Raw genomic sequence first — 24014 nt, 5'->3', positions numbered from 1 at the left:
TGAATTAGAAAATCGCTACATAAAATAAAAAGGTCAGAAAGTATTCAGATTGAAACTTTTGCAGGGGTGATTCCGTATTAACATATAGGAGTCCGTACTGTTGATTAGTAATTTCAACCACTGAGCGGCTTTGGAAGTGTTTTTTCCTTTAACAAAATAGTCTTTACATTAGCAAATGAAAATAAGCAGTGTTTTAACGTCTTATTTATGTGAAAAGTACTAAAAAGAATAAAATCGTTATTTTGAGGAGGATTTACAGTGGCAGACGAGAAAAAGCGAATTTTAGAATTAGTGGAAAGTGGAAAATTAACTGTAGATGAAGCGTTAAAGCTAATGGAAAAGGTTGATGAAGTGAATGAGAAGAAGTCTTTAAATGAAGAAGAAAAGATAATTTTAGAAGATTTTCAAAAGGAAACAAAGTTTCATGAAAAGAAGAAAGAAACATCTTCAAATTATGGATTTAATTTTCAAGCAGCGAAAGATAAGCTTTTTGACATAGTTGATACAACCATAAAAAAGGTGAAGGAAGTAGACCTTGATTTAAACTTTGGTCATTTTGAAGAAGTTTCTCACATTTTTCAATACCATAATATTGCCCCAAAAAAGGTGGATATCGATATTCCCAATGGGGAAGTGGAGCTGATTCCATGGGATCAAGAGGAAGTAAGTATTGAGTGTAAAGCTAAGGTCTATCGAGTGAATTCTTTAGAGGAAGCAAAAAAGGTATTTCTCAAGGAAGTAGATGTAATCGTAGATGAGGAGCGCTTAGTATTGAAAACGAACCATAAGTGGATGAAAGTGAAAACACAGGTTTATATTCCACAAATTTCATATGAATCGGCCATTATCCGTTTATTTAATGGACCAATTACTACTTTTGATGTTAAAGCGGAAAAATTGTATGCTAAAACAGCAAATGGTAAAATAACGCTAAAAGCTGGTGAAAATAAAAAAGTGGAGGCAGACGCTGCAAACGGCAGTATTAAAGTTGAAAAAGGAAAGATGGAAAAGCTGGATGCAGAAACAATAAATGGCTCTATTACGGTTGATGGTTATTTTAATAAAGTTGATTTACAAGCCTTCAACGGCAGTATTTCTTGTGTGAATCATTCAGAAGCCTGTGACATCCTTGAACTTCAAGGAACAACAGGAAGCATTGAAGTAAGTTTACCAGAATCTTTAGCGGTTAGTGGTGAATTAAAAACGAATTTTGGTGGATTCAATGTAGAATTAGAGGGAATACAAATAATAGAAGAAAAAAATGAAGTTCTGCAAAAAACGTTACAATTTAAATCAATCCAATCAAGTGAGCATCATACAAAAATTGAAGCTAATACTAAAACAGGATCGATTAAAGTGAAGAAAATTGATAAAAGCAATTAATTTTAATAGAAGAATTGGATAAGATACATGGACTGCACGTTGGAGAAGACAAGATAAAAAGTTGTCTTCTTCTGTATCTTAAATTAATCAGCTTCTTCTGTGTTTAATAAGGAGTAATTGGAATGAGATGGATAATCGGAATACTGATTAATGCTATTTTCTTTGTAGCATTAGCTGGTTTATTTCAGGAACAATTTTATTTATCGGGAATAGGTGCGGCAATTGGGGCAAGTGTGATTTTATCCTTGCTAAATATTATTGTCAAACCAATTTTAATTTTATTGACGTTACCTGTAACAGTGTTATCGCTTGGGCTATTTTTATTTGTCATCAACGCTATTACGCTGTCATTAACAGACAGGCTAATGGGAGATAGTTTTGAAATTTCGAGTTTTGGTATGTGTTTACTTTTTAGCATTCTGCTGTCACTTTGCAATATAATTGTTCAAAACACAGTTCTGCGAGGAAAAGGATAAAAGCTGCCGAGTAAAGGAGTGGAGAAAAGGCCATTGCTTTACTTAGCAGCTTTTCTTATTATTTTGACTGAATTCTAGCATATATTTAGAGTTTAATGCTAAAATAAGGTGAATATGGAATTCTAAAAAAAACTACCTTAAACACCCTATACTGTTTATAAAAACTTAACAGCAATGACCTTTAAAGGAGGAGCTTCATGGCAGCGAAAGTACTAATAAAAGATGTTATCGAAGAGTTTGATTTAGAAATTGTAAGTGGAGAAGAGGGAATTAATCGACCAATTACAGTTAGTGATATATCAAGACCAGGTCTCGAGATGGCCGGCTATTTTAATTATTATCCAGCAGAACGTGTTCAGTTGTTAGGGAAGACAGAACTGACCTTTGCCGAACGGTTAAGTGAGGAAGATAGAGCAAATCGCTTAACTAAATTATGTAGTGATACAACGCCTGGAATTATCATTACACGAAATATGGAGGTGCCTCCTCAATTAATAGAGGCATCAGAAGAATTAGCTGTACCTGTACTACGATCTAAGCATAAAACATCGCTTTTTTCCAGTCGTCTTACAAACTTCTTAGAAAGAAAATTAGCACCAACGACAGCAGTTCACGGGGTACTTGTTGATATTTATGGTGTGGGCGTTTTAATTACTGGTAAAAGTGGTGTTGGTAAAAGTGAAACAGCCCTTGAGCTTGTAAAGCGCGGGCATCGATTAGTTGCTGATGATTGTGTGGAGATACGCCAAGAAGATGAGAATTTAATTGTTGGTAGTTCACCAGAGTTAATTGAACATCTATTGGAAATCCGTGGATTAGGTATCATTAATGTCATGACGCTTTTTGGAGCTGGGGCTGTACGTACTCACAAAAAGATATCTTTAGTTATGTCTCTGGAATTATGGGAGCAGAACAAGCAATATGACCGTTTAGGTTTAGATGAAGAAAAAATGAAAATAATTGATACAGAAGTAACAAAGCTGACAATTCCAGTTCGCCCTGGGCGAAATTTAGCGGTAATTATTGAGGTCGCAGCAATGAATTTCCGTTTAAAAAGAATGGGTGTTAATGCAGCCGAACAATTCACGAATAAATTAAACAATGTTATATCTGACGAACGAAAATAAATAGCTAGAAGTAAATAGTAAAAACATGGGAAATAGGAGGAAATCGAATGGAAGATATACAACCAATTGATCCAATTGCTTTTTCGTTAGGGCCGATTGATGTTAGATGGTACGGACTTATCATTGGCTCTGGATTGATTCTTGCTCTTATTATTGCAATGCGAGAAGGAAATAGAAGAGGACTTGGAAAGGATGACTTCCCTGATTTAATGTTATGGGCAATCCCGATTTCCATTATATGTGCGCGAATTTACTATGTCATTTTTGAATGGAGCTACTATAAAGATCATCTAGGGGATATACCGAAAATTTGGAATGGTGGAATTGCCATTCATGGAGCTTTAATTGGTGCAATCGTAACTACTTATATTTTTACAAAGAAAAAGGATATTTCCTTCTGGAAAATGGCAGACATCGCTGCACCTAGTCTAATTCTGGGACAAGCTATTGGCCGTTGGGGCAACTTTATGAATCAAGAGGCACATGGCGAAGAAGTTACACGTTCCTTTTTAGAAGGCTTACATTTGCCGAATTTTATTATCGATCAAATGTATATTAACGGCACTTACTATCATCCTACTTTTTTATATGAATCATTATGGAATATTGTTGGATTCGTGATTTTACTAGTTTTACGGAAAGTGAACTTACGTAGAGGAGAAATCTTTTTATCTTATGTTATTTGGTATTCGATTGGAAGATTCTTTATCGAAGGAATGAGAACAGACAGCCTTATGATAGGTGACTTACGGATGGCTCAATTAATTTCTTTAGCGTTAATTGTCATTTCTATTATCTGTATCGCTTATAGACGGAAAACGGGTATTGCGAGTGAACGTTATTTAGATACAAATGGTTAATCATGGAAAGGAATGTTTAGGTTGACTGGAAAGATTAATACAGCATTATTTGATTTGGATGGAACGCTAATAAATACAAATGAATTAATTATTTCCTCCTACTTACATACATTAAATCATTATTACCCAGGAAAATATAAACGAGTTGATGTCATTCCTTTTATGGGACCACCATTATTGGAAACATTTGAGTCGATTGATAAAATGCGTGCTCCAGAAATGATGGCAATGTACCGCTCTTATAATATTGCGAATCACGATAAGATTGTTACGATATTTGATGGTGTGTACGATGCTATGAAAGAATTAAAGCAAAGAGGCTTTAAGCTGGCAATTGTATCAACGAAACTTTCCGATGTAGTGGAAATGGGCTTGAAATTGACGAAGCTAGATGAATTTTTTGATGTAGTGGTTGCTTTAGATCATGTAACAAAAGCTAAACCAGATCCCGAGCCGGTTCTTCTTGCTCTTGAAAAATTAAAGGCTTCCCCTAGCGAAGCGATTATGGTTGGAGATAATAAACACGATATTTTGTCTGGGAAAAATGCAGGTACTTTAACAGCGGGTGTTGCTTGGACGCTAAAGGGGAAAGAATTTTTGCAGGCATATAATCCTGATTATATTTTTGAGAATATGAAAGACATCCTTTCTATTCCTGAAGTACAACAAACATGAGAAAAACGACGAGATATCCGGTTAGTGGATCAAATTCCTTATGGCATGTTTATAAAACAGTTCCGTTTTTGAAAGTAATTAAAAATTTTATTGTTATTCAGACAGCAAGATATATGCCTTTTTTGAAAGTGAAAAATTGGATGTACCGAAAGCTATTAAAAATGCGGGTGGGAGAACAAACCTCCTTTGCTTTAATGGTAATGCTTGATATTATGTTTCCAGAAAAAATTAAGGTCGGCAAGAATAGTGTCATAGGCTACAATACCACTATTCTTGCCCATGAATATTTAATAGAGGAATATAGGCTAGGAGAGGTTGAAATTGGCGATGAAGTCATGATTGGCGCCAATTCCACTATTCTTCCAGGTGTGACAATTGGTGACCGTGCGATTGTATCTGCAGGTACATTAGTACATAAGGACGTCCCGGCAGGAAGCTTTGTTGGGGGAAATCCGATGCAAATCATTTATACCGCAGAACAAATGGAAGAACGTAAACGAAATGAGCCTTCCTATGTTTTAGATGAATAAATAGAAATACCTATCTGTCCATTATTTCAAGAATAAGTTTCTAGGAGTAATGAAAAGATAGGTCTTTTTTAAAATATCAGAATAAATAAAAAATAAAGAGGGGTATAACAATAAATGGAATTTATCGAAAGAATTATATAAGGAATTTATTAGTCTTGGATTTTTTAGAAAGATCTAATAAATGAAACTTTTCTCTTGACCTCGAATCAGACGAAGAGTACACTAAAAACAACTCTTTAATTTGGTAGTATATTAGCGAACTAAAGCATTCGGAATTTTAAAACACGAGGTGTAATGATGAGTAGCTTATTTATGTTTGAAAAGCCATTAGGCATGAGAGATACATTACCAGCGATTTACGAAAGAAAATATAAAGTAAAACAAAAAATAGATACAGAAATTAAAAAATGGGGTTATCAATTTATTGAAACTCCGACATTAGAATACTATGAAACAGTCGGCACAGCCTCCGCTATTTTAGACCAGCAGCTTTTTAAATTATTGGATCAGCAGGGACACACACTAGTTCTTCGCCCAGATATGACCGCGCCAATAGCAAGAGTAGCGGCATCTAAGCTTCTATCAGAAGATTTGCCATTACGCCTTGCCTATAATGCGTCTGTGTTTCGAGCACAGCAGCGGGAAGGCGGCAGACCGGCGGAGTTTGAACAAATAGGTGTTGAATATATTGGCGATAAAACCATTAGTGCGGATGGAGAAGGAATTTCTCTACTTATTTCCTCTCTTCAACAAGCAGGAGTGAAAAACTATCAAGTTTCGGTAGGACATATTGGCTTTGTCCAATCATTTTTCCAACAAATTCTTGGAACAAAAGATAGAGTGGACAGTTTAACCAAGTATCTATATGAGAAAAATTATGTCGGCTATCGTCAGCATGTAGAACAGCTTGCTTTATCAAGTATTGATAAACAGCGCTTAAATGACTTCTTAACGCTTAGAGGAAAAGAAGAAGTGATTAACCTTGCCTATCAATTAATGGAAGGAGATCAAGGTATAAAAGCAATCGATGACTTAAAACAGCTAAGGGACATTCTCATAGATTACGAAGTAGCAGATAGAGTGACATTTGATTTATCACTTGTCAGTCATATGAGCTACTATACTGGCATTGTATATGAGGTATATGCAGAAGGCGTGGGCTTTCCCATTGGAAGTGGGGGCCGGTATGATTTGCTATTAGAAAAATTCGGCAAAGACACTGGAGCAACTGGTTTTGCTATTCGAGTGGATCGACTATTAGAAGCATTAGGTAAGGTGGCAAAAACGACCATAATCGAATGTATTTTATTTAGTAATGAACGCAGAAAAGAAGCGTTTCTATTAGCACAAGAAAAAAGGCGTGCTGGCATCCATGTCATTACGCAAGATATTAATGGAGTGAAAGATGTAGATGCCTGTACAAAACAGTATAGTGAAATCACACTATTGGTCGGGAAAAAAGGGGTGGAGGTGATCAAATGAATGACATGCTAACTATCGCAATGCCAAAGGGAAGAATTTTCGAAGAGGCAGCTGATTTATTAAGAGATGCAGGCTTTCGTTTACCAGCAGAGTTTGACGACTCCCGGAAATTAATTATAGAGGTTGAAGAAGAAAACTTTCGCTTTATCTTGGCTAAGCCCATGGATGTTCCTACCTATGTGGAGCATGGAGTAGCAGATTTGGGGATTGCAGGAAAGGATGTCATGCTTGAGGAAGAAAGAGACGTATATGAATTGCTAGATTTACATATTAGTGCCTGTTATTTAGCAGTAGCAGGGCTTCCTCATACAGAACTGAATGAAATTGCTCCTAGAATTGCGACAAAATATCCTAATGTGGCAGCAGCCTATTTTCGTGAACAAGGCTCTCAAGTAGAAATTATTAAGCTGAATGGTTCCATTGAGCTTGCACCAATTATCGGCTTAACAGATCGAATTGTCGATATTGTTTCGACAGGAAAGACACTCGCTGAGAATGGCCTGATTGAATACGAAAGAATCGTAGATATTACTTCAAGATTAATTGTCAATCCGGCAAGCTATCGATTGAAGGACAGACGAATTAGTGAATTAGTAGAGCGGCTTCAGCCAGTAGTAAAGTCGAAACAAAGTGTGAAATAACGAATAAGGAGTATTCTAGATGAGAATTGTGACAGATATTGAGAATATTAGTTTAAAGCGCTCTGTTGATGCAGGTACGGAAGAACAGCGAAAAGCGGTCCGGGAGATTATGGGAGAGGTAAAAAGAAGTGGTGATCAAGCTTTAATTGAATATACAAAAAAATGGGATAGAGCCGAATTGACATGTCTTCGGGTGAAGGAAGAAGAGGTAGCAGCTGCTTACAATCATGTAGAAGAGGAAATGGTTTCAATTATAAAAGAGGCAGCCGCAAATATTAAAGAATACCATCAAAAGCAGCTGAAAACCTCATGGGATTTTACCCAAGACAATGGCTCCGTTCTTGGTCAACGGATTCTCCCATTAGATTCCGTTGGTGTTTATGTTCCAGGGGGAACAGCAGCTTATCCTTCGTCTGTATTAATGAACGTCATTCCAGCATTAGTTGCAGGAGTTCAGCGGATAGTTATGGTATCTCCACCGAATGAAAATGGAATTCTTCCTAGTGCTGTCTTAGTAGCAGCTGATATTGCTGGGGTAAAGGAAATTTACAAAGTGGGAGGCGCTCAAGCTATTGCAGCATTAGCGTACGGCACGGAATCAATTGAGAAAGTTGATAAGATTGTCGGCCCTGGAAATATCTTTGTTGCCCTTGCAAAAAGAGAAGTTTTTGGCGATGTTGCTATTGATATGATTGCAGGACCAAGTGAAATTGCCATTATAGCTGATGAAACAGCAAGTGCCAAAGAAATTGCTGCAGACTTATTATCACAGGCAGAGCATGACGAAAGAGCTTCCTCTGTTCTTGTTACTACTTCTATTTTATTAGCTGAAGAGGTCTCTCAAGAAGTGAAGCAGCAGTTAAATGATTTACCACGTAAGGAAATAGCGGAAAAATCAATTGACCAATATGGATTAATAGTGGTTGTAGAAACATTGGATAAGGCTGTCGCAGTCATCAATACCATTGCGCCAGAACATTTAGAAATCCTAACAAAGAATCCATACGATATCCTTGAACATATCCGTCATGCAGGATCCATTTTTATAGGAAGATATAGCTCAGAGCCAGTCGGAGATTATTTTGCTGGAACAAACCACGTTTTACCGACAAATGGAACAGCAAGATTCTCCAATCCACTAAACGTAGATGATTTCCAAAAGAAATCAAGTATTACTCATTACAGTGAAGCAGCATTTAAAGAAAACGCCCATAAAATAGCCAAGTTTGCCCGTCTAGAAGGGTTAGAAGCTCATGCAAGAGCAATAGAAGCGCGATATGATAATTAGACGCTAGTTGAAAGACCTACATAATAAAAGGAGGAAGGAAAATGGCAAGGACGGCTGCAATTAGTAGAAAAACAGGTGAGACGAACATTCAGTTATCGTTTAATGTAGACGGAGAAGGAGTTTCTGAACTAGATACAGGTGTACCATTTATGAATCATATGCTCGACTTATTTACCAAACATGGCCAATTTAATTTAACAGTCCAAGCGAATGGAGATATTGAAGTAGATGATCACCATACGACAGAGGATATTGGGATATGTTTAGGATTGGCCATTAAAGATGCGCTTGGAGATAAAAGAGGGATTAAACGCTATGGGAATAGCTTTGTGCCGATGGATGAAACATTAGCACAAGTGATTATCGATTTAAGCAATAGACCTCATTTAGAATTCCGAGCAGAGTTTCCAAATGATAAAGTAGGAACCTTTGATACAGAACTGGTACATGAGTTTCTCTGGAAACTAGCGTTAGAAGCTAGAATGAATCTTCACGTTATTTTGCATTATGGGAAAAATACTCATCATATGATCGAAGCAATCTTTAAAGCAATGGCACGAGCATTAGATGAAGCAACGACAATTGACCCTAGAATAAAGGGGATTCCTTCCACGAAAGGGATGCTGTAAATGATCGGAATTATTGACTATGGAATGGGGAATTTGTTCAGCGTAAGTAAAGCGTTAGAAAGATTAGATGCTCCCTATTTTATTTCAGAGGATAAAGATAGATTACTTCAGGCAGATGCATTGATTCTTCCAGGCGTAGGAGCGTTTAAAGATGCAATGGAAAAATTAAAGAAGACGGGCCTATCTGAAATGATTTCTGTATTTGTTGATAGTGGGAGGCCTTTGTTAGGCATTTGCTTGGGGATGCAGTTATTGTTCGAATCAAGTGAGGAGTATGGATATAGTGAAGGGTTAAATTTATTACCTGGAAAAGTGGTTCGCTTTCCTGGCATTACAGGTGATGGTACTGCCTATAAAGTTCCTCATATGGGCTGGAATAAGCTGCATTTTAAAAGAGAGTCTTTAGTCACACCGGATTTGAACGATGATTTCGTTTATTTTGTGCATTCTTATTATGCAGAAACAAAAGAAGACATTATTATAGCAAGCTGTTCCTATGATAAAGAAGTTCCAGCAGTAGTAGGAAGAAACAATGTGTTTGGCATGCAATTTCATCCAGAGAAAAGTAGCAAATTGGGAATGCAATTATTAAGCAACTTCGCTAATTTAATACAGAAAGGATAAACAAGATGACCTTTACTTTATATCCAGCCATTGATATGCGAGGCGGAAAGTGTGTTCGTTTACTGCAAGGGGATTATGAAAAAGAAACTATTTATGGAGATTCACCATTTGATATGGCAAAAAGCTTTGTAGACCAAGGTGCGAAGTGGATTCATATGGTTGATCTAGATGGTGCGAAGGACGGCAAGAAAGTAAATGATCAATTTGTCATTGATACAGCAACAAAATTAGGGGTAAAAGTGCAAATTGGTGGCGGTATTAGGAAAGAAGAAGATATTGTCCATTACCTTGAGAATGGGATAACAAGAGTAATAATTGGCAGTATCGCTGTTTCACAGCCAGACTTTGCGATCAAGATGATCCGCAAATATGGAAAGGGAATAGTGATAGGTATCGATGCAAAAAATGGATTTGTTGCGACACATGGTTGGCTGTCCACTTCAGAAGTAAAAGCAGTAGAACTTGGAAAACGCTTTGCAGATGCTGGGGCGGAAACTTTTATTTTTACGGATATTGCAACAGATGGAATGCTAAGTGGACCCAATGTTAAAGCGATTGAAGAAATGGCTCTGATAACGAAAAAAGAAGTGATCGCATCTGGCGGAATCAGCAGTATACAAGATTTGAACCAACTAAAGGAAAGCGACTCTAAAGGTGCCATTATTGGTAAAGCATTATATGAAAAAAGATTCACGCTCCGAGAGGCTTTAGAACGATTGAATGGGAAGTAACTGGATATGGTGAGAGGAGTTTATTAATGTTAACGAAGCGAATTATTCCATGTTTAGACGTAAAAGAGGGACGTGTGGTCAAAGGAATTCAATTTGTTCAATTAAGAGATGCGGGGGATCCCGTTGAATTAGCGCGTTTCTATGATGAACAAGGAGCAGATGAGCTTGTATTTCTCGACATTTCTGCATCACATGAAGGTAGAAAAACAATGGTGGAGGTAGTAAAAGAAGTTGCATCCGAACTTGCCATTCCTTTTACTGTTGGAGGAGGAATAAACTCCCTAGAAGATATGAAGAAGATTCTGCGGGCTGGTGCCGATAAAGTATCTTTAAATACAGCAGCAGTGTTAAATCCTGCTTTGATTGAAGAGGGAGCTAATTTTTTTGGATCTCAATGTATCGTTGTTGCCATTGATGCTAAATATGAGTTTGGTACATGGCGTGTCTATACCCATGGTGGAAGGAAACCAGTAGATAAGGATGTAATCACATGGGCAAAAGAGGCTGTTGCTTTAGGAGCAGGGGAAATATTATTAACAAGCATGGATACGGATGGGGAGAAGAAGGGATTTAACTTAGCATTGACCAAAGCGGTAAGTGAGGCTGTTTCTGTTCCAGTAATCGCTTCTGGAGGAGCCGGCAACGCCGCACATTTTGAAGAGGCATTTAAAGATGGCAAAGCTGATGCTGCACTTGCGGCTTCCATTTTCCATTATAAAGAAACATCTGTTTTGGAAGTGAAGAGCTATTTAAAGGAAAAAGGAGTGCTTGTAAGATGATATTAGATGAATTGAAATTTGATGAAAAAGGATTAATACCTGCTGTCGTACAGGATGTTGTGACAAAAGAGGTGTTAACCCTGGCTTATATGAATAAAGAATCATTAGAAAAATCCATGAGCACCGGAGAGACATGGTTTTATAGCAGGTCTAGACAGGAATTATGGCATAAAGGAGGAACAAGTGGAAATACACAATCTATTGTAGAAATAAAATACGACTGTGATCAAGATGCATTAGTAGTACTGATTCAACCGAATGGACCCGCTTGCCATAATGGAACAACAAGCTGTTTTGTAGACAGTATGTATCAAAACAAAGAAAGGGATGTAACTTCAGCGGACTATCAAATTCTTGCTAACTTAGAAAAAGTTATTGAAGAAAGAGATATTAAGCGCCCAGAAGGTACCTATACAACGTATCTATTTGAAAAGGGAGTAGATAAAATTCTCAAGAAAGTTGGCGAAGAAGCCGCCGAAGTTATTATTGCTGCAAAAAATCGCGACTCAGAAGAATTGAAGTGGGAAGCATCTGACCTTCTTTACCATTTATTTGTCTTATTACGAGAACAAAAACTTCCATTTTCTGAGATTTTGCAGGTGCTAGAAGCGCGCCATGAAGAAAAGACAGGGAAGTAAGCAAACTAGAGAATGGTTCATCTAGTGGGCCGCTCTCTTTTCCACACATGTCTCTTTTATTTAAATTCTCTCCTCTAAAAGTTTTTCCAAAAAGGCATTGACTCTTCTCGGATTTGTATTTAGTATGGTATACTTGTTGAGTTAATAGGAACTTTATAATGCAGCTTGATAAGGGAACATATATATTGGAGGATTTATGAATAAAAACTCAGATAGAGTACAACCAGTGGGTAAACTTATTACATTTAATCCTACAGGCGAATTTTATTTTAACAAAGGAATTAAGGCATATCATCAAAGAGATTATTATAAATCCCTTAAATATTTGCAAAGAGCACTGGCGTTAGAACCGGGAGAACCAATGATTGCATGTCAGCTTGCAGTCGTTTATGCAGATATTGGAGAATATCAAAAATCTAATGAACTTCTCCATGTTATTATTGAAGAATTAGATGAGGACATGGTTGAGTGTTATTATTTCCTAGCGAATAATTACGCCCATTTGGGATTTTTTAAAGATGCATATTATCATGCAAAACTATATTTAAGTTTAGATAAAGATGGGGAATTTGTAGAGGATACGGAAGATCTTATGGAAGTGTTATCTCTTGAATCAGAGGAGCTCGAGGAAGAGGAAGCTAACGAGGAAGAAGATCTTATTACAAGACAGGAACAGGCAAGGGCTCTGCTTGAATCTGGTAACTTTGCGCAGGCTGTGGAAGCTTTAACAAAGGTTATTCAAGATTATCCAGAATATTGGTCAGCATATAACAATTTAGCGTTAGCACACTTCTACCTAGGACAATCGGAAAAGGCCAGTGAGATTTTGGAGCATGTTTTAACGAATAATATCGGAAACTTACATGCTTTATGTAATAAACTTGTATTTGCTTATTATCAAAATAACGATAGGCATGTGAAAGAAATGGCTGCTATATTAAGAAAAATCAACCCTATTTCTATTGATCATCAGTTCAAACTAGGGACCACTTTCGCACTTATTGGTGAATATGATACAGCCTATTTCTGGTTGAAGAAGATTTATAAACAAGGATTTCAGGGAGACGGTTCTTTTTACTATTGGTTATCTTACGCAGCTTATTACACAGGAAATAAGCAAACGGCAAAGAAAGCATGGAAAAAGGTAATGGATATTCATCCTGAAAAAGAGGGACAAGAGCCTTGGAATAATTTGGAATATACAATCAATGGATTTGAGGAGCATGTAAGCTCCATTCTCAAAAGATTTGAAAGCAGCCATGCTGAGGAGCGAATGTTTGCTACTTTTTTAACTTCAATATCTTCTCAAAAAGATAAGATTCTGTCTTCTTCTGTTTTTCAGCAACAGAATGTTTTTACACAAATAGAAAAAGATTATCGTGATTTTGTGAAGAATGGCACTGAGATAGAGGATCCATTCTTATATGTTGCACATCATACAGCCGAACAAATTTATACCAACTATCATCCAATTGGTACGGAAGAAACTAGTTTATATTTATTATGGTTTTCAGCTGTCATGGAAATGCAAACAGCTGGAGCTTTATTTAAAAATTGTATTGCGAGTGCAGCTGCTATTGACTATCTGTGGAGTCAATCTCGCGAGAAGAAAAAAACTCAGCAAGAAATTGCTAATCATTATGGACTTTCTACCTCTACTTTACAAAAATATATAAAATCAATGAAGAATTTTATGCAGCCCATCTATAGCTAAGATTCCATTATTTTGATGTTTTATGCATTTATTGAATAAATAGTAGTAAGAAGCAGTTAGGAATTGGACTGCTTCTTTTTTATAAGCTTTTAAAAAGCCTAATTAAATATATAATAAAAACAGTTATAATTAATCTATGTGATGCATGATATGAAGTTTTCCATATAAGTAAAATCCAAGATGTTGAGTGCCATACATTTCATCTGGAATATGGATGTAATACAAAGAGTGAAACCAAACCAATTAGTGACATTTTATCTCCGCGTTTTAAGAGTAATTTTTAAGTAAAAAGGAGAATTAAAAATAAAAATTGGGGAATTTTTAAATTCGGCATTATAAAGAACTAGATTTATTAAATCCAAATTGGGAAAATAATAAAAAGGCATATAGTGATAAAGAAATCAAGAAGAAAATGAGGCAAAGAAATTAAAGAACTTATTATAACTATTTATGAGCAGATATTTGGACGGATAAGGGATTGTTTTATAGGATAGTAATAGATAATCATACTTATAATAATAAATGGACAATGTGGATTCTAATAGATGCATTGGGTAGTTAATGGAAAAGGAGTTTTTGAAATGACGGAAGAAAAAATTTATGATGTTATTATAATTGGAGCAGGACCAGCTGGAATGACAGCTGCCGTATATACATCTCGTGCTAATCTTTCTACATTAATGATTGAAAGAGGAATACCAGGCGGGCAAATGGCAAATACAGAAGATGTAGAAAATTTCCCTGGATTTGAAAGTATCTTAGGACCAGATTTATCCAATAAAATGTTTAATCATGCGAAAAAATTCGGTGCAGAATACGCATATGGTGACATTAAGGAAATAGTGGACGGAAAAGAATATAAAACAGTTAAGGCTGGATCAAAAGAATTTAAAGCAAGATCTATTATTATCTCAACAGGAGCAGAATATAAAAAAGTTGGAGTTCCTGGAGAAAAAGAATTAGGTGGACGCGGCGTATCTTATTGTGCTGTTTGTGACGGAGCATTCTTTAAGAATAAGCGATTATTCGTCATTGGAGGCGGAGATTCAGCTGTTGAAGAAGGGGTATACTTAACTCGTTTTGCTTCCCAAGTTACCATTGTGCACAGACGTGACGAATTAAGAGCACAGAAAATCCTGCAAAAAAGAGCGTTTGATAATGAAAAAGTGGACTTTATCTGGAACCATACCATTAAGTCCATTAATGAAAAAGAGGGCAAAGTCGGCAGTGTGACACTTGTTTCAACAGTAGATCAGACCGAGCAAGAATTAGAGGCAGATGGTGTCTTTATATACATTGGCATGGTACCATTATCTAAACCTTTCGAAAGCTTAGGAATTACCAATGAAAATGGTTATATTGAAACGAATGACCAAATGGAAACGAAGGTGCCTGGAATTTTTGCAGCTGGTGATATTCGTGAAAAAACACTTCGTCAAATTGTTACAGCAACAGGAGACGGAAGTATCGCAGCGCAAAGTGCACAGCACTATGTAGAAGAGCTGGCTGAAGAGCTAAAACAACAAGCATAAGAAAGTGTCATTACGTTTTAATTGGAATGTAACAGTAGTGAAACATAGTTAGGGTATCATAGAAATAGAAATTGACCCCCTTTTAAGATATATTTTTTAGCATAGGCTCAAAAATGGAGCCTATGCCTTTTTTTATGGATTTTGCTCGATTTAGGCTTTGGCTGATAAATGTTATTTTTCGCGAATAACTGGAATGTTTTCGCGAATACTTTGTGTATTTCGCGAATTTAAGAGGTAATTACGCGAATATAGTGTAATAACTGCTACTTATTCCAAAAAATCTTTTGTCGGGTAATAAATTCTTCCTCGATTTTCACCTGTATAAGGTAATTTCATCGAGACAAGAAGTCGATTAGCGGTATCTTTGGAAGAAATATGGACAAATTCACGAAATTCCTTACTGGTTATAGAAGGTTTGATTAAAAGGAAATAATCTTCCACTGCTTTAATATGGGCTTTTCTATCAAATGTGGAACAGGATGGACAAAACCAGCTGCGCTTTTTTCTAACCATTGCAAATGCCATGCAATGTGGACACTGAACGCCTGTTATAATATCCTCTTTGCTTAAATTGTATTTTTCCAATACATTAGTATGATCTGGAGTGTGATGCTTGCGCAGGAATTTGGAGATTTTGCGAAGGTTTTTGTCATCGAGAATATTTCCTTTGTATTTTCTTTGTAATTGATCCCATTTTTCAAGAAAACTATGACTGTGTAGAACATGACTTTTTATCGAGGGATTTCCTTTTATGATAGTAGAAGGTTTGGATATAATAACGATTGGCTCGATAGGAGGAATAGGAAAGTGGCGTTTTTGTAAGAATGATTCTAGTTGGTGCTTTAATCTTTTTACTTGAGAGATGGGATCCAGGTAACCCTCTTCTTGATTATTTCGTGTTCGGGTAAATTGGTTTAAGTTTGTATCAAATAGTAATGTGCCTAAATAGTTTTTACAATCAATAATAATAAAAAAGCAATGTGTCAACAAGAGATAGTCGATTTGAAAATAAGATTTTCCATCGTATAAACGAAGGTTATGAATAATAAAGCAATCTTTCTCAGGGATAAAATCGAGATAATAGGTTAGATGCTTTTCTCCTTTATAGCCGCGTAAATAAATCGAAACATCTTTTTTGATGGCCGAATGTTTATCTCCGCGTTTTAAGAGTGCTTCTAATTTTCTTAACTTTAAATCCTTTTTAACAAGGTTAACATACAAAAGTACCCACATCCTTTTCTAAAGATATATAATCATTTCTCTGTCAGGAATAAAGAATCCTTCATAATTGGAAAAGGCAATTGATTGTGGGGGCATGACAATAATAGTATAATAAAAGGAATGGATAAAAAGCAGTGCCTACATATAGAGAAAATTGGGGTGAATAATTTTGCAACGTGTGACGAATTGTTTGTTACTTAAAGATAATAAAGTCTTATTGCTACAAAAGCCAAGACGTGGCTGGTGGGTAGCGCCTGGCGGAAAAATGGAGCCGGGAGAGTCTGTGAGAGATTCCTGTATTCGTGAGTATAGAGAAGAAACAGGTATTTATTTACGAAATCCTAACATCAAAGGAATTTTTACCTTTATTATTAAAGAGGGAGATAAAATTATATCGGAGTGGATGATGTTCACCTTTTTCTCTACGAATGCAGATGGTGTCAATGTAGACGAATCAGCTGAAGGGAAAATTGTCTGGCACGATTTAGATGATGTGAAAAATTTGCCAATGGCTGAGGGCGATTATCATATTTTAGATTACATGATCCATGGAAATGGAATAATCTATGGAACATTTACTTATACACCAGATTTCGAATTAATTAGTTACCGATTAGATCCAAGCTAAAGATTTATAGGGGGAATTAAAATGGAACCACAAGTCGTAATCATCACAGGAATGTCAGGAGCAGGAAAGACAGTTGTTATTCAAAGCTTTGAAGACTTAGGTTTTTTTTGTGTGGACAACTTACCACCTACACTTTTACCTAAGTTTCTCGAACTTATGAAAGAGTCGGAGAATAAGATGAATAAGGTTGCTCTTGGGATGGATTTGCGGGGGAGAGAATTTTTTGATGATTTGTTTACTGCATTAGATGATTTGGCAACTTCCTGGGTTGTTCCCAAGATTCTTTTTCTTGACGCTGATGACAGCGCCCTTGTTAGAAGATATAAGGAGACTAGAAGAGTTCATCCCCTTGCACCGGCTGGGCTTCCTTTAGAAGGAATTAAATTGGAACGAGAATTGTTAGAAGAACTCAAAGGGAGAGCACAAATTATTTATAATACATCACAAAGCTCTCCGAGAGAACTACGCGAAAAGATTTTAAAAGAATTCTCTGTTAATAAACAATCTATCTTTACTGTAAATGTGATGAGTTTTGGATTTAAACATGGACTTCCTATTGATGCGGATTTAGTATTTGATGTGCGTTTTTTACCAAACCCTCATTACGTTGAGCATATGAGACCAAAAACTGGATTAGATGTAGAGGTATCTAGTTATGTATTGAAATGGACGGAAACAGGCCAATTTTTAGAAAAAGTCATTGATTTATTAACATTTATGCTGCCCCAATATAAGAGAGAAGGAAAATCGCAGCTTGTTATTGCGATTGGCTGTACCGGGGGACAGCATCGATCTGTTGCATTAGCTGAGTATATCGGCCATCATTTTGAAAAAGAATATAATATTGCTATTGCTCACCGTGATATGGAGAGGAGAAAGGACCAACAGGCATGAGTGAAAAGGAACAGCCAAGAATTGTAATCATCGGAGGAGGAACTGGCCTTTCTGTGCTTCTGCGTGGATTGAAAAAGTATCCAGTAGATATAACGGCAATCGTAACAGTAGCCGATGACGGAGGAAGCTCTGGAAGGTTAAGAGAGGACCTCGATATCCCTGCTCCTGGAGACGTTCGTAATGTGTTAGCCGCGTTATCGGATGTCGAGCCCTTAGTGGAGGAAATGTTTCAACATCGCTTCACGAATAGCAAGGATTTAGATGGACATTCATTAGGTAATTTAATCTTAGCTGCCATGACTTCCATTACTGGTAATTTTACCTATGCGATTCAAGAAATGAGCAAAGTACTTAATGTTCGTGGTAAAGTATTACCTGCGACTAGTCATAGTGTTATCTTAAATGCGGTAATGGAAGATGGAACGGTAGTAGTGGGAGAATCTAATATTCCGGAGGCTGGGAAAAAGATAAAGAAAGTTTTCCTTACTCCCGAAGATTCTGAGCCGCTTCCTGAAACGATACATGCTATCGAGCAAGCCGACTTAATTGTGATGGGGCCTGGAAGCTTATACACTAGTATCTTGCCAAACTTAGTAGTTCCAGAAATCAAAGAGGCAGTCCGAGAAGCGAAAGCAAAAAAAGTTTATGTGTGCAATATAATGACACAAGCAGGAGAAACATCCGATTATACGGCGAGTGATCATGTGAAAGCATTATATGAACATGTAGAAAAGCCATTTATTGATACAATAATCGTGAACAAAACGAATATTCCTGCAAATATACAACAAAGATATGATGAAGAAAAAGCAAAGCCTGTAGTTTTTGATATTAATCGGCTGGAACGGATGGATTTGGATGTAATAGCTGGTGATATCATTAAGCTTGATCAAGGTGTTATTCGCCATAACACACTAGAAGTGGCGAAAATTCTCTATTCAATTATTGATTGAAGGAAGAGTAACTTTTTAGACAAGGTATTGGAAAAATATGCTCCGAGTCTATAAGGGGGGAAGGACATGTCTTTTGCTTCAGAAACTAAAAAAGAATTAACAACAATTGAAGCCAAAAATTGTTGTGGAAAAGCAGAATTATCAGCACTAATTCAAATGAATGGGACACTTTCCTTTTCTAACCAGAGGCTAGTTGTAAATATCCAGACAGAGAATGCAGCTATCGCAAGAAGAATTTATACTCTAATAAAAAGATATTTTGATATCCCGGTTGAACTATTAGTCCGCAAAAAAATGCGTTTAAAAAAGAACAATGTCTATATTGTGCGCATTTCTAATCAGGGCAAAGAAGTGCTTGAGGAACTGAGTATACTTAAAGAAGGTTTTGTGTTTACTCATGAAATCTCACCAGACCTAATTAAGAAAAAATGCTGTAAACGATCTTATTTACGCGGAGCCTTTCTAGCAGGAGGTTCGGTTAATAACCCAGAAACTTCTTCATACCATTTGGAAATTGCTTCTTTATATAAAGAACATATTATCGCGCTCAGTGATTTAATGAATACATTTGGATTAAAAAGCAAGACGCTAGAAAGAAAAAAAGGTTTTATTGCTTATTTAAAGGAAGCAGAAAAAATCACCGAATTTCTTAATATTATCGGAGCCCATGGAGCACTTCTTCGTTTTGAAGACATTCGAATTGTGAGAGATATGAGAAATTCAGTTAACCGCTTAGTCAATTGCGAGACGGCTAATTTAAATAAGACAATCGGGGCTGCATTACGACAGGTTGAGAATATTCGTTATATTGATAAAACAGTTGGCTTACAAATTCTACCTGATAAACTTAGAGAAATTGCAGAACTTCGAGTTGCCTATCAAGATGTAACTTTAAAAGAATTAGGAGAAATGGTGTCATCTGGTAATATCAGTAAATCTGGCATCAATCACCGTCTAAGAAAAATAGATGAAATTGCCGATGCACTTCGTCGTGGAGAAAAAGTCAATTAATAAGAATGGATAATATATCAAGTAAACGATATATATTATCCATTTTTATTTTTTAGAATTATTATCAGAAAAATTATTCTAAACTGAATATTATTGGAGGTGAATCGAGCAAAAATTTCCTTTTCCTTGTATAATAGATATTATTACTACATTGATGAAGGGGAGGATGTTCGATGGTAGAGCAAGAGATTACAGTGGACTTAAAATCTGGACTTCAAGCACGACCCGCAGCTTTATTTGTTCAAGAGGCAAGTAACTATTTATCTGAAGTGTTTATTGAAAAAGATGGAAGAAGAGTGAATGCAAAGAGTATCATGGGGATAATGGGTTTAGCCATTCATTCAGGAGCAACAATAAAATTAATAGTTGATGGCAGCGATGAAGTGGAAGCGCTTCAGAATTTAAAAGGATTATTAAAGTAAAGCTGTTTAATATGTAGAATACTCTCCTAATAAAAAAGGCTGTTCCAAATAGGAAGATTTTATAGAGGATATCATCTATAGAAATCTAATTTGGAACGACCTTTTTTAATTATTAAGAGTTCTTTTATTAATTTTTCTTGTCTTCAAGAGAATTACGACTGATAACATGGTCAACTAAACCATATTCTTTTGCTCTTTCAGCAGTCATAAAGTTATCGCGTTCTGTATCTCTTGCGATTACCTCCATTGGTTGACCAGTTCGCTCAGATAAAATACCGTTTAATTTATCGCGTAGGAATAAGATACGTTTAGCAGCAATCTCAATTTCAGTTGCTTGACCTTGTGCTCCGCCAAGTGGTTGGTGAATCATCACTTCACTATTAGGCAATGCATAACGTTTACCTTTTGCACCAGCAGCAAGTAAGAATGCACCCATAGAAGCAGCCATACCAATACAAATTGTTTGGACATCCGGCTTAATATACTGCATTGTATCATAAATTGCCATACCTGCAGTGATGCTTCCACCAGGGCTGTTGATATAAATAGATACATCTTTTTCTGGATTTTCTGTTTCTAAGAATAAAAGCTGTGATACGATAGAGTTAGCAACATTATCATCGATAGCACTGCCAAGCATAATAATACGGTCTTTTAATAAACGAGAGTAGATATCGTAAGCACGTTCTCCTCTATTTGTTTGCTCAATAACTGTAGGAATTAAATTCATTTAAAATCCTCCTTTTTAATATCTGTTCGTAAAGCATAAGTATTTGTTTCTTCAGAAAGATGCATAACATCTAAACTGTATGTATTCCTAATGATACACGGATGGTCAATTAAGGTCAAATGTTAAAGCTTGATTCCCTGAAAATATCATTCGACATCTTTTTCATTATTGGAGATATAGAAAGCTATTATCAAATACCATCCCTTTATTCCGGTTACAATCCTTTCTCCATGATACCCACTGCACCTTTTTTTAAACATCTTCTATTGCAATAAACGGAAAGTTCGCTTATAATATGAAAGCGTAACTTTAACATAATGCCCTCGTGGTGCAACGGATAGCACGTAAGATTCCGGTTCTTAAAATGGGGGTTCGATTCCCTCCGAGGGTGCTAAGCATTCCTGTAAAAGGGTTTATCTAAATTTTTGGGGGTATTCATCCAATTATTTAGATAGACTCTTTTTTCAATCAGTTAACGCTCTTTTCAGATTTATCCATTCCTTATTAATATTCTACCCTTTTTGGTTTTGCAGATAAATCAGAAGTATGGATGATATTCCCATAATTAAGGCTGAAAACTCTAATTTGTGGCTAATCCTCAGCGTTACTGCTAAAATAACCAAACTTTATCCGATTTCGTATCATGATGAAAGTTATTCTCATAAAATGATTAGTATAGTAAATGAAGGCTTTTCTTATAAAGAAAGCATATTTAAAGGTATATTTTCTTAACAAATCAATAACATGAATAATAATTAGTTTTTTCCAAATAATATGAAAAGATAGAACGACACTTTTTCGCCAAATTTAACAAAAAATAGACACTTATCAGTTGAATTCATACTATACTGGTGTTAGAATTGTTCTTGTAGCAAGGAATTATTTTTTTGTAGTACCCGGGACGGAAAATGTCTATGTGGGACTTCTGACGACCACTGTAAGTGAAGGAGCGCATCAAAAGCATGGTTTCATTTATTGAGATTCAAAAAAGATTATTACCAGATTTACTTACAGTTATGCAAAAAAGGTACTATATTCTGCAGTATATCAAGAATATGCAGCCTGTCGGAAGAAGAAGTCTGGCAGTGAGCCTAGGACTGACCGAAAGAGTCTTGAGAAGTGAAGTCGAGTTTTTAAAGGATCAGCAGCTTATACATATTTCAAACATCGGCATGACAGTCACTTCGATAGGGGAAGAGGTGTTGGAAAGTCTTTCCAGTGTAATGAGAGAAGTAACGGGTATTAACGAAATGGAGCAGCTGCTGCAAAGAAAACTAGGTATTAACCGAGTTATCATTGTAGCTGGGGACAGTGATCACTCTCCATGGGTAAAAAAAGAATTAGGACTTGCCACAGCAAATTGTATGAAATCTCTTCTAAAGGGAAATAATATCATCGCAGTTAATGGTGGGACTACTATGTCCTCTGTTGCAGAGGCACTGACACCTAGTATTGCAGATGGAGAATTATTATTTGTCCCTGCACGTGGTGGAATAGGAGAAGATGTTAAAAATCAGGCAAATACAATTTGTTCCATGATGGCAGATCATACTGCATCTAAACATCGAGTTTTATACGCTCCTGATGAGGTCAGCGAAGAAATGTACAAAAGCATTTCCACAGATCCTCGTATAAGCGAAGTATTAAAACTCATTCGTTCCGCAAATCTTTTAGTTCACGGCATTGGCGAGGCGCTTACAATGGCGAATCGCAGAAATACCAGCAAAAGTGATCTAGAAAAGATTAAAAATGCAGAAGCTGTTGGCGAAGCATTTGGGTACTATTTTAATGAAGATGGAGAAGTTGTCCACAAGGTTCAAACAATTGGCCTTAGACTGGAAGACTTATCTACTGTACCTAATATCATCGCAGTAGCAGGTGGAGCATCGAAGTCAAAGGCTATTCGTGCTTATCTAAAAGAAGCACCAACTTCAACTATTTTAATAACAGATGAAGGAGCCGCAAAAAAGTTGATATAATGGGAAATCCCTTTATATATTTAATACTCTTAAAATTAGAGGAGGAAATTTACAATGACAGTAAAAGTAGGTATTAACGGTTTTGGACGTATCGGACGTTTAGCATTCAGAAAAATCATGGAAAACCCAGAATTAGAAGTGGTTGCAATCAATGATTTAACTGATACTAAAATGCTAGCACATCTTTTAAAATATGATTCATCTCAAGGAACTTTCCAAGGTGAAATCGAAGTACACGAAGGTTACTTCTTAGTAAATGGTCAAAAAGTTGTTACAACTGCTGAAAGAAACCCAGCTGATCTTAAATGGGGAGAACTTGGTGTAGATACAGTTATCGAATCTACTGGTTTCTTCACAACAAAAGAAAAAGCAGAAGCTCACATTCAAGCAGGTGCTAAAAATGTAGTTATCTCTGCTCCAGCAACTGGCGAAATGAAAACAGTTGTTTACAATGTTAACCATGATGTTCTTGATGGAACTGAAACAGTTATCTCTGGTGCTTCTTGTACTACTAACTGTCTTGCTCCAATGGCACAAGTTCTTCAAAATAAATACGGTATCGTATCTGGTTTAATGACTACAATCCATGCTTACACTGGCGACCAAAACACTTTAGATGCTCCACATCCAAAAGGTGACTTCCGTCGTGCTCGTGCAGCTGCTGAAAACATTATTCCTAACTCAACTGGTGCTGCAAAAGCAATCGGTTTAGTATTACCTGAACTACAAGGTAAATTAGACGGAGCTGCTCAACGTGTTCCAGTTAAAACTGGGTCATTAACTGAGCTTGTAACTGTTCTTGATAAAAAAGTTACAGTTGAAGAAATCAACGCTGCAATGAAAGAAGCTGCTAACGAATCTTTTGGTTACACTGAAGAAGAGCTTGTTTCTTCTGATATTATCGGAATTAGCTACGGTTCATTATTCGATGCAACTCAAACAAAAGTTATCACTGTTGGTGATCAACAACTTGTTAAAACAGTTGCTTGGTATGACAACGAAATGTCTTACACTAACCAATTAGTAAGAACTGTTAAGCACTTTGCACAACTTGCAACAAAATAATT

The 24014-nt window shown here is 36.3% G+C and carries 25 protein-coding genes and 1 tRNA gene; 24 read left to right on the top strand and 2 right to left on the bottom strand.

The features are described 5' to 3' along the window. Positions 1 to 258 precede the first annotated feature (258 nt). From MHH96_RS00360 to trxB, 16 genes are all read left to right on the top strand, one after another. On the top strand, positions 259 to 1383 hold the full coding sequence (locus tag MHH96_RS00360; RefSeq protein WP_047943760.1) for a DUF4097 family beta strand repeat-containing protein: 1125 nt from the start codon (positions 259 to 261) through the stop codon (positions 1381 to 1383). A 122-nt stretch (positions 1384 to 1505) separates the two neighbouring features. Then, on the top strand, positions 1506 to 1859 hold the full coding sequence (locus tag MHH96_RS00355) for a phage holin family protein (protein ID WP_047943761.1): 354 nt from the start codon (positions 1506 to 1508) through the stop codon (positions 1857 to 1859). A gap of 197 nt (positions 1860 to 2056) precedes the next feature. Beyond that, positions 2057 to 2986 (top strand): HPr(Ser) kinase/phosphatase, encoded by a 930-nt coding sequence (gene hprK / locus MHH96_RS00350; RefSeq protein WP_047943762.1) that lies wholly within the window; start codon positions 2057 to 2059, stop codon positions 2984 to 2986. Between the two features lie 47 nt (positions 2987 to 3033). After that, a complete protein-coding gene (gene lgt, locus MHH96_RS00345) occupies positions 3034 to 3846 on the top strand; it encodes a prolipoprotein diacylglyceryl transferase (RefSeq protein WP_047943763.1) in 813 nt (270 codons plus the stop codon). A gap of 21 nt (positions 3847 to 3867) precedes the next feature. Beyond that, positions 3868 to 4521 carry a pyrophosphatase PpaX gene (gene ppaX / locus MHH96_RS00340; protein ID WP_095258577.1) on the top strand — a complete coding sequence of 218 codons (654 nt, stop codon included), beginning with the start codon at positions 3868 to 3870 and terminating at the stop codon, positions 4519 to 4521. Next, entirely contained in the window at positions 4518 to 5051 is a 534-nt protein-coding gene (locus MHH96_RS00335) for an acyltransferase (protein ID WP_095322103.1), read from the top strand. The genes ppaX and MHH96_RS00335 overlap by 4 nt, the downstream gene beginning before the upstream one ends. A 297-nt stretch (positions 5052 to 5348) precedes the next feature. After that, positions 5349 to 6533, top strand: coding sequence for an ATP phosphoribosyltransferase regulatory subunit (locus MHH96_RS00330; RefSeq protein WP_047943766.1), 1185 nt, complete (start codon positions 5349 to 5351; stop codon positions 6531 to 6533). Continuing rightward, positions 6530 to 7174, top strand: a complete 645-nt coding sequence (hisG, locus tag MHH96_RS00325) for an ATP phosphoribosyltransferase (protein ID WP_047943767.1) — start codon at positions 6530 to 6532, stop codon at positions 7172 to 7174. Before MHH96_RS00330 ends, hisG begins: the two co-directional genes overlap by 4 nt. 19 nt (positions 7175 to 7193) lie before the next feature. Next, positions 7194 to 8462, top strand: a complete 1269-nt coding sequence (hisD, locus tag MHH96_RS00320) for a histidinol dehydrogenase (protein WP_341116287.1) — start codon at positions 7194 to 7196, stop codon at positions 8460 to 8462. Positions 8463 to 8503: 41 nt separating this feature from the next. Continuing rightward, a complete protein-coding gene (gene hisB, locus MHH96_RS00315) occupies positions 8504 to 9091 on the top strand; it encodes an imidazoleglycerol-phosphate dehydratase HisB (RefSeq protein WP_047943769.1) in 588 nt (195 codons plus the stop codon). Further along, positions 9092 to 9715, top strand: a complete 624-nt coding sequence (gene hisH / locus MHH96_RS00310; RefSeq protein ID WP_047943770.1) for an imidazole glycerol phosphate synthase subunit HisH — start codon at positions 9092 to 9094, stop codon at positions 9713 to 9715. It begins immediately after the preceding gene. A gap of 5 nt (positions 9716 to 9720) precedes the next feature. Beyond that, the gene (gene hisA / locus MHH96_RS00305; RefSeq protein ID WP_047943771.1) at positions 9721 to 10446 is read left to right on the top strand and encodes a 1-(5-phosphoribosyl)-5-[(5-phosphoribosylamino)methylideneamino]imidazole-4-carboxamide isomerase; all 726 of its coding nucleotides are present in this window, start codon (positions 9721 to 9723) and stop codon (positions 10444 to 10446) included. A gap of 26 nt (positions 10447 to 10472) precedes the next feature. After that, a complete protein-coding gene (gene hisF / locus MHH96_RS00300; protein WP_328283305.1) occupies positions 10473 to 11225 on the top strand; it encodes an imidazole glycerol phosphate synthase subunit HisF in 753 nt (250 codons plus the stop codon). Continuing rightward, the gene (hisIE, locus tag MHH96_RS00295; protein WP_047943773.1) at positions 11222 to 11863 is read left to right on the top strand and encodes a bifunctional phosphoribosyl-AMP cyclohydrolase/phosphoribosyl-ATP diphosphatase HisIE; all 642 of its coding nucleotides are present in this window, start codon (positions 11222 to 11224) and stop codon (positions 11861 to 11863) included. The genes hisF and hisIE overlap by 4 nt, the downstream gene beginning before the upstream one ends. A 196-nt stretch (positions 11864 to 12059) precedes the next feature. Beyond that, positions 12060 to 13577: a tetratricopeptide repeat protein gene (locus MHH96_RS00290; protein WP_095258585.1), complete on the top strand. Its 1518-nt coding sequence runs from the start codon at positions 12060 to 12062 to the stop codon at positions 13575 to 13577. Positions 13578 to 14158: 581 nt separating this feature from the next. Continuing rightward, positions 14159 to 15109, top strand: a complete 951-nt coding sequence (trxB, locus tag MHH96_RS00285; RefSeq protein WP_047943775.1) for a thioredoxin-disulfide reductase — start codon at positions 14159 to 14161, stop codon at positions 15107 to 15109. A gap of 267 nt (positions 15110 to 15376) precedes the next feature. On the opposite strand, the gene MHH96_RS00280 is transcribed toward trxB, so the two are convergent. Continuing rightward, on the bottom strand, positions 15377 to 16330 hold the full coding sequence (locus MHH96_RS00280) for a nuclease-related domain-containing protein (protein ID WP_082138400.1): 954 nt from the start codon (positions 16328 to 16330) through the stop codon (positions 15377 to 15379). Between the two features lie 169 nt (positions 16331 to 16499). Between MHH96_RS00280 and MHH96_RS00275 the strand changes: the two genes are divergently transcribed. From MHH96_RS00275 to MHH96_RS00255, 5 genes are all read left to right on the top strand, one after another. Further along, entirely contained in the window at positions 16500 to 16958 is a 459-nt protein-coding gene (locus MHH96_RS00275; protein ID WP_047943777.1) for an NUDIX hydrolase, read from the top strand. 21 nt (positions 16959 to 16979) lie between these two features. After that, positions 16980 to 17852: an RNase adapter RapZ gene (gene rapZ, locus MHH96_RS00270; RefSeq protein ID WP_047943778.1), complete on the top strand. Its 873-nt coding sequence runs from the start codon at positions 16980 to 16982 to the stop codon at positions 17850 to 17852. Beyond that, complete coding sequence (locus tag MHH96_RS00265; protein WP_047943779.1) at positions 17849 to 18805, top strand: gluconeogenesis factor YvcK family protein; 957 nt, start codon at positions 17849 to 17851, stop codon at positions 18803 to 18805. The genes rapZ and MHH96_RS00265 overlap by 4 nt, the downstream gene beginning before the upstream one ends. 66 nt (positions 18806 to 18871) lie before the next feature. After that, positions 18872 to 19816, top strand: coding sequence for a DNA-binding protein WhiA (gene whiA / locus MHH96_RS00260; RefSeq protein WP_047943780.1), 945 nt, complete (start codon positions 18872 to 18874; stop codon positions 19814 to 19816). Positions 19817 to 19989: 173 nt separating this feature from the next. Beyond that, complete coding sequence (locus tag MHH96_RS00255) at positions 19990 to 20238, top strand: HPr family phosphocarrier protein (RefSeq protein WP_047943781.1); 249 nt, start codon at positions 19990 to 19992, stop codon at positions 20236 to 20238. A 127-nt stretch (positions 20239 to 20365) separates the two neighbouring features. Here the strand turns inward: MHH96_RS00255 and clpP are convergent, their stop codons facing one another. Then, positions 20366 to 20968 carry an ATP-dependent Clp endopeptidase proteolytic subunit ClpP gene (clpP, locus tag MHH96_RS00250; protein ID WP_047943782.1) on the bottom strand — a complete coding sequence of 201 codons (603 nt, stop codon included), beginning with the start codon at positions 20966 to 20968 and terminating at the stop codon, positions 20366 to 20368. 319 nt (positions 20969 to 21287) lie between these two features. Here clpP and MHH96_RS00245 point away from each other — a divergent pair. The 3 genes from MHH96_RS00245 (at position 21288) to gap (ending at position 24012) form a co-directional block, all read left to right on the top strand. Then, a tRNA-Arg gene (locus MHH96_RS00245) sits at positions 21288 to 21359 on the top strand. Between the two features lie 571 nt (positions 21360 to 21930). Then, positions 21931 to 22947, top strand: coding sequence for a sugar-binding transcriptional regulator (locus MHH96_RS00240; protein ID WP_047943783.1), 1017 nt, complete (start codon positions 21931 to 21933; stop codon positions 22945 to 22947). Between the two features lie 54 nt (positions 22948 to 23001). Next, positions 23002 to 24012 carry a type I glyceraldehyde-3-phosphate dehydrogenase gene (gene gap / locus MHH96_RS00235; RefSeq protein WP_047943784.1) on the top strand — a complete coding sequence of 337 codons (1011 nt, stop codon included), beginning with the start codon at positions 23002 to 23004 and terminating at the stop codon, positions 24010 to 24012. Positions 24013 to 24014: the final 2 nt, after the last annotated feature.

The organism is Niallia sp. FSL K6-0212, from assembly GCF_038007605.1.
GTDB classification, from domain to species: Bacteria; Bacillota; Bacilli; order Bacillales; family Cytobacillaceae; genus Niallia; species Niallia circulans.
The sequence above is the reverse complement of the archived record's forward strand: the minus strand, read 5'-3'. Positions and strand labels throughout refer to the sequence as shown.

Bases quoted from the DNA above. Each gene is read 5' to 3' on its own strand.
- hisIE (WP_047943773.1), top strand. From the start codon at position 11,222: ATGATATTAGATGAATTGAAATTTGATGAAAAAGGATTAATACCTGCT.
- hisG (WP_047943767.1), top strand. From the start codon at position 6,530: ATGAATGACATGCTAACTATCGCAATGCCAAAGGGAAGAATTTTCGAA.
- hisB (WP_047943769.1), top strand. From the start codon at position 8,504: ATGGCAAGGACGGCTGCAATTAGTAGAAAAACAGGTGAGACGAACATT.
- hisD (WP_341116287.1), top strand. From the start codon at position 7,194: ATGAGAATTGTGACAGATATTGAGAATATTAGTTTAAAGCGCTCTGTT.
- MHH96_RS00355 (WP_047943761.1), top strand. From the start codon at position 1,506: ATGAGATGGATAATCGGAATACTGATTAATGCTATTTTCTTTGTAGCA.
- clpP (WP_047943782.1), bottom strand. From the start codon at position 20,968: ATGAATTTAATTCCTACAGTTATTGAGCAAACAAATAGAGGAGAACGT.
- trxB (WP_047943775.1), top strand. From the start codon at position 14,159: ATGACGGAAGAAAAAATTTATGATGTTATTATAATTGGAGCAGGACCA.
- MHH96_RS00265 (WP_047943779.1), top strand. From the start codon at position 17,849: ATGAGTGAAAAGGAACAGCCAAGAATTGTAATCATCGGAGGAGGAACT.
- MHH96_RS00255 (WP_047943781.1), top strand. From the start codon at position 19,990: ATGGTAGAGCAAGAGATTACAGTGGACTTAAAATCTGGACTTCAAGCA.
- lgt (WP_047943763.1), top strand. From the start codon at position 3,034: ATGGAAGATATACAACCAATTGATCCAATTGCTTTTTCGTTAGGGCCG.
- MHH96_RS00290 (WP_095258585.1), top strand. From the start codon at position 12,060: ATGAATAAAAACTCAGATAGAGTACAACCAGTGGGTAAACTTATTACA.
- rapZ (WP_047943778.1), top strand. From the start codon at position 16,980: ATGGAACCACAAGTCGTAATCATCACAGGAATGTCAGGAGCAGGAAAG.
- hisH (WP_047943770.1), top strand. From the start codon at position 9,092: ATGATCGGAATTATTGACTATGGAATGGGGAATTTGTTCAGCGTAAGT.
- MHH96_RS00335 (WP_095322103.1), top strand. From the start codon at position 4,518: ATGAGAAAAACGACGAGATATCCGGTTAGTGGATCAAATTCCTTATGG.
- MHH96_RS00330 (WP_047943766.1), top strand. From the start codon at position 5,349: ATGAGTAGCTTATTTATGTTTGAAAAGCCATTAGGCATGAGAGATACA.
- gap (WP_047943784.1), top strand. From the start codon at position 23,002: ATGACAGTAAAAGTAGGTATTAACGGTTTTGGACGTATCGGACGTTTA.
- hisF (WP_328283305.1), top strand. From the start codon at position 10,473: ATGTTAACGAAGCGAATTATTCCATGTTTAGACGTAAAAGAGGGACGT.
- hisA (WP_047943771.1), top strand. From the start codon at position 9,721: ATGACCTTTACTTTATATCCAGCCATTGATATGCGAGGCGGAAAGTGT.
- MHH96_RS00240 (WP_047943783.1), top strand. From the start codon at position 21,931: ATGGTTTCATTTATTGAGATTCAAAAAAGATTATTACCAGATTTACTT.
- hprK (WP_047943762.1), top strand. From the start codon at position 2,057: ATGGCAGCGAAAGTACTAATAAAAGATGTTATCGAAGAGTTTGATTTA.
- whiA (WP_047943780.1), top strand. From the start codon at position 18,872: ATGTCTTTTGCTTCAGAAACTAAAAAAGAATTAACAACAATTGAAGCC.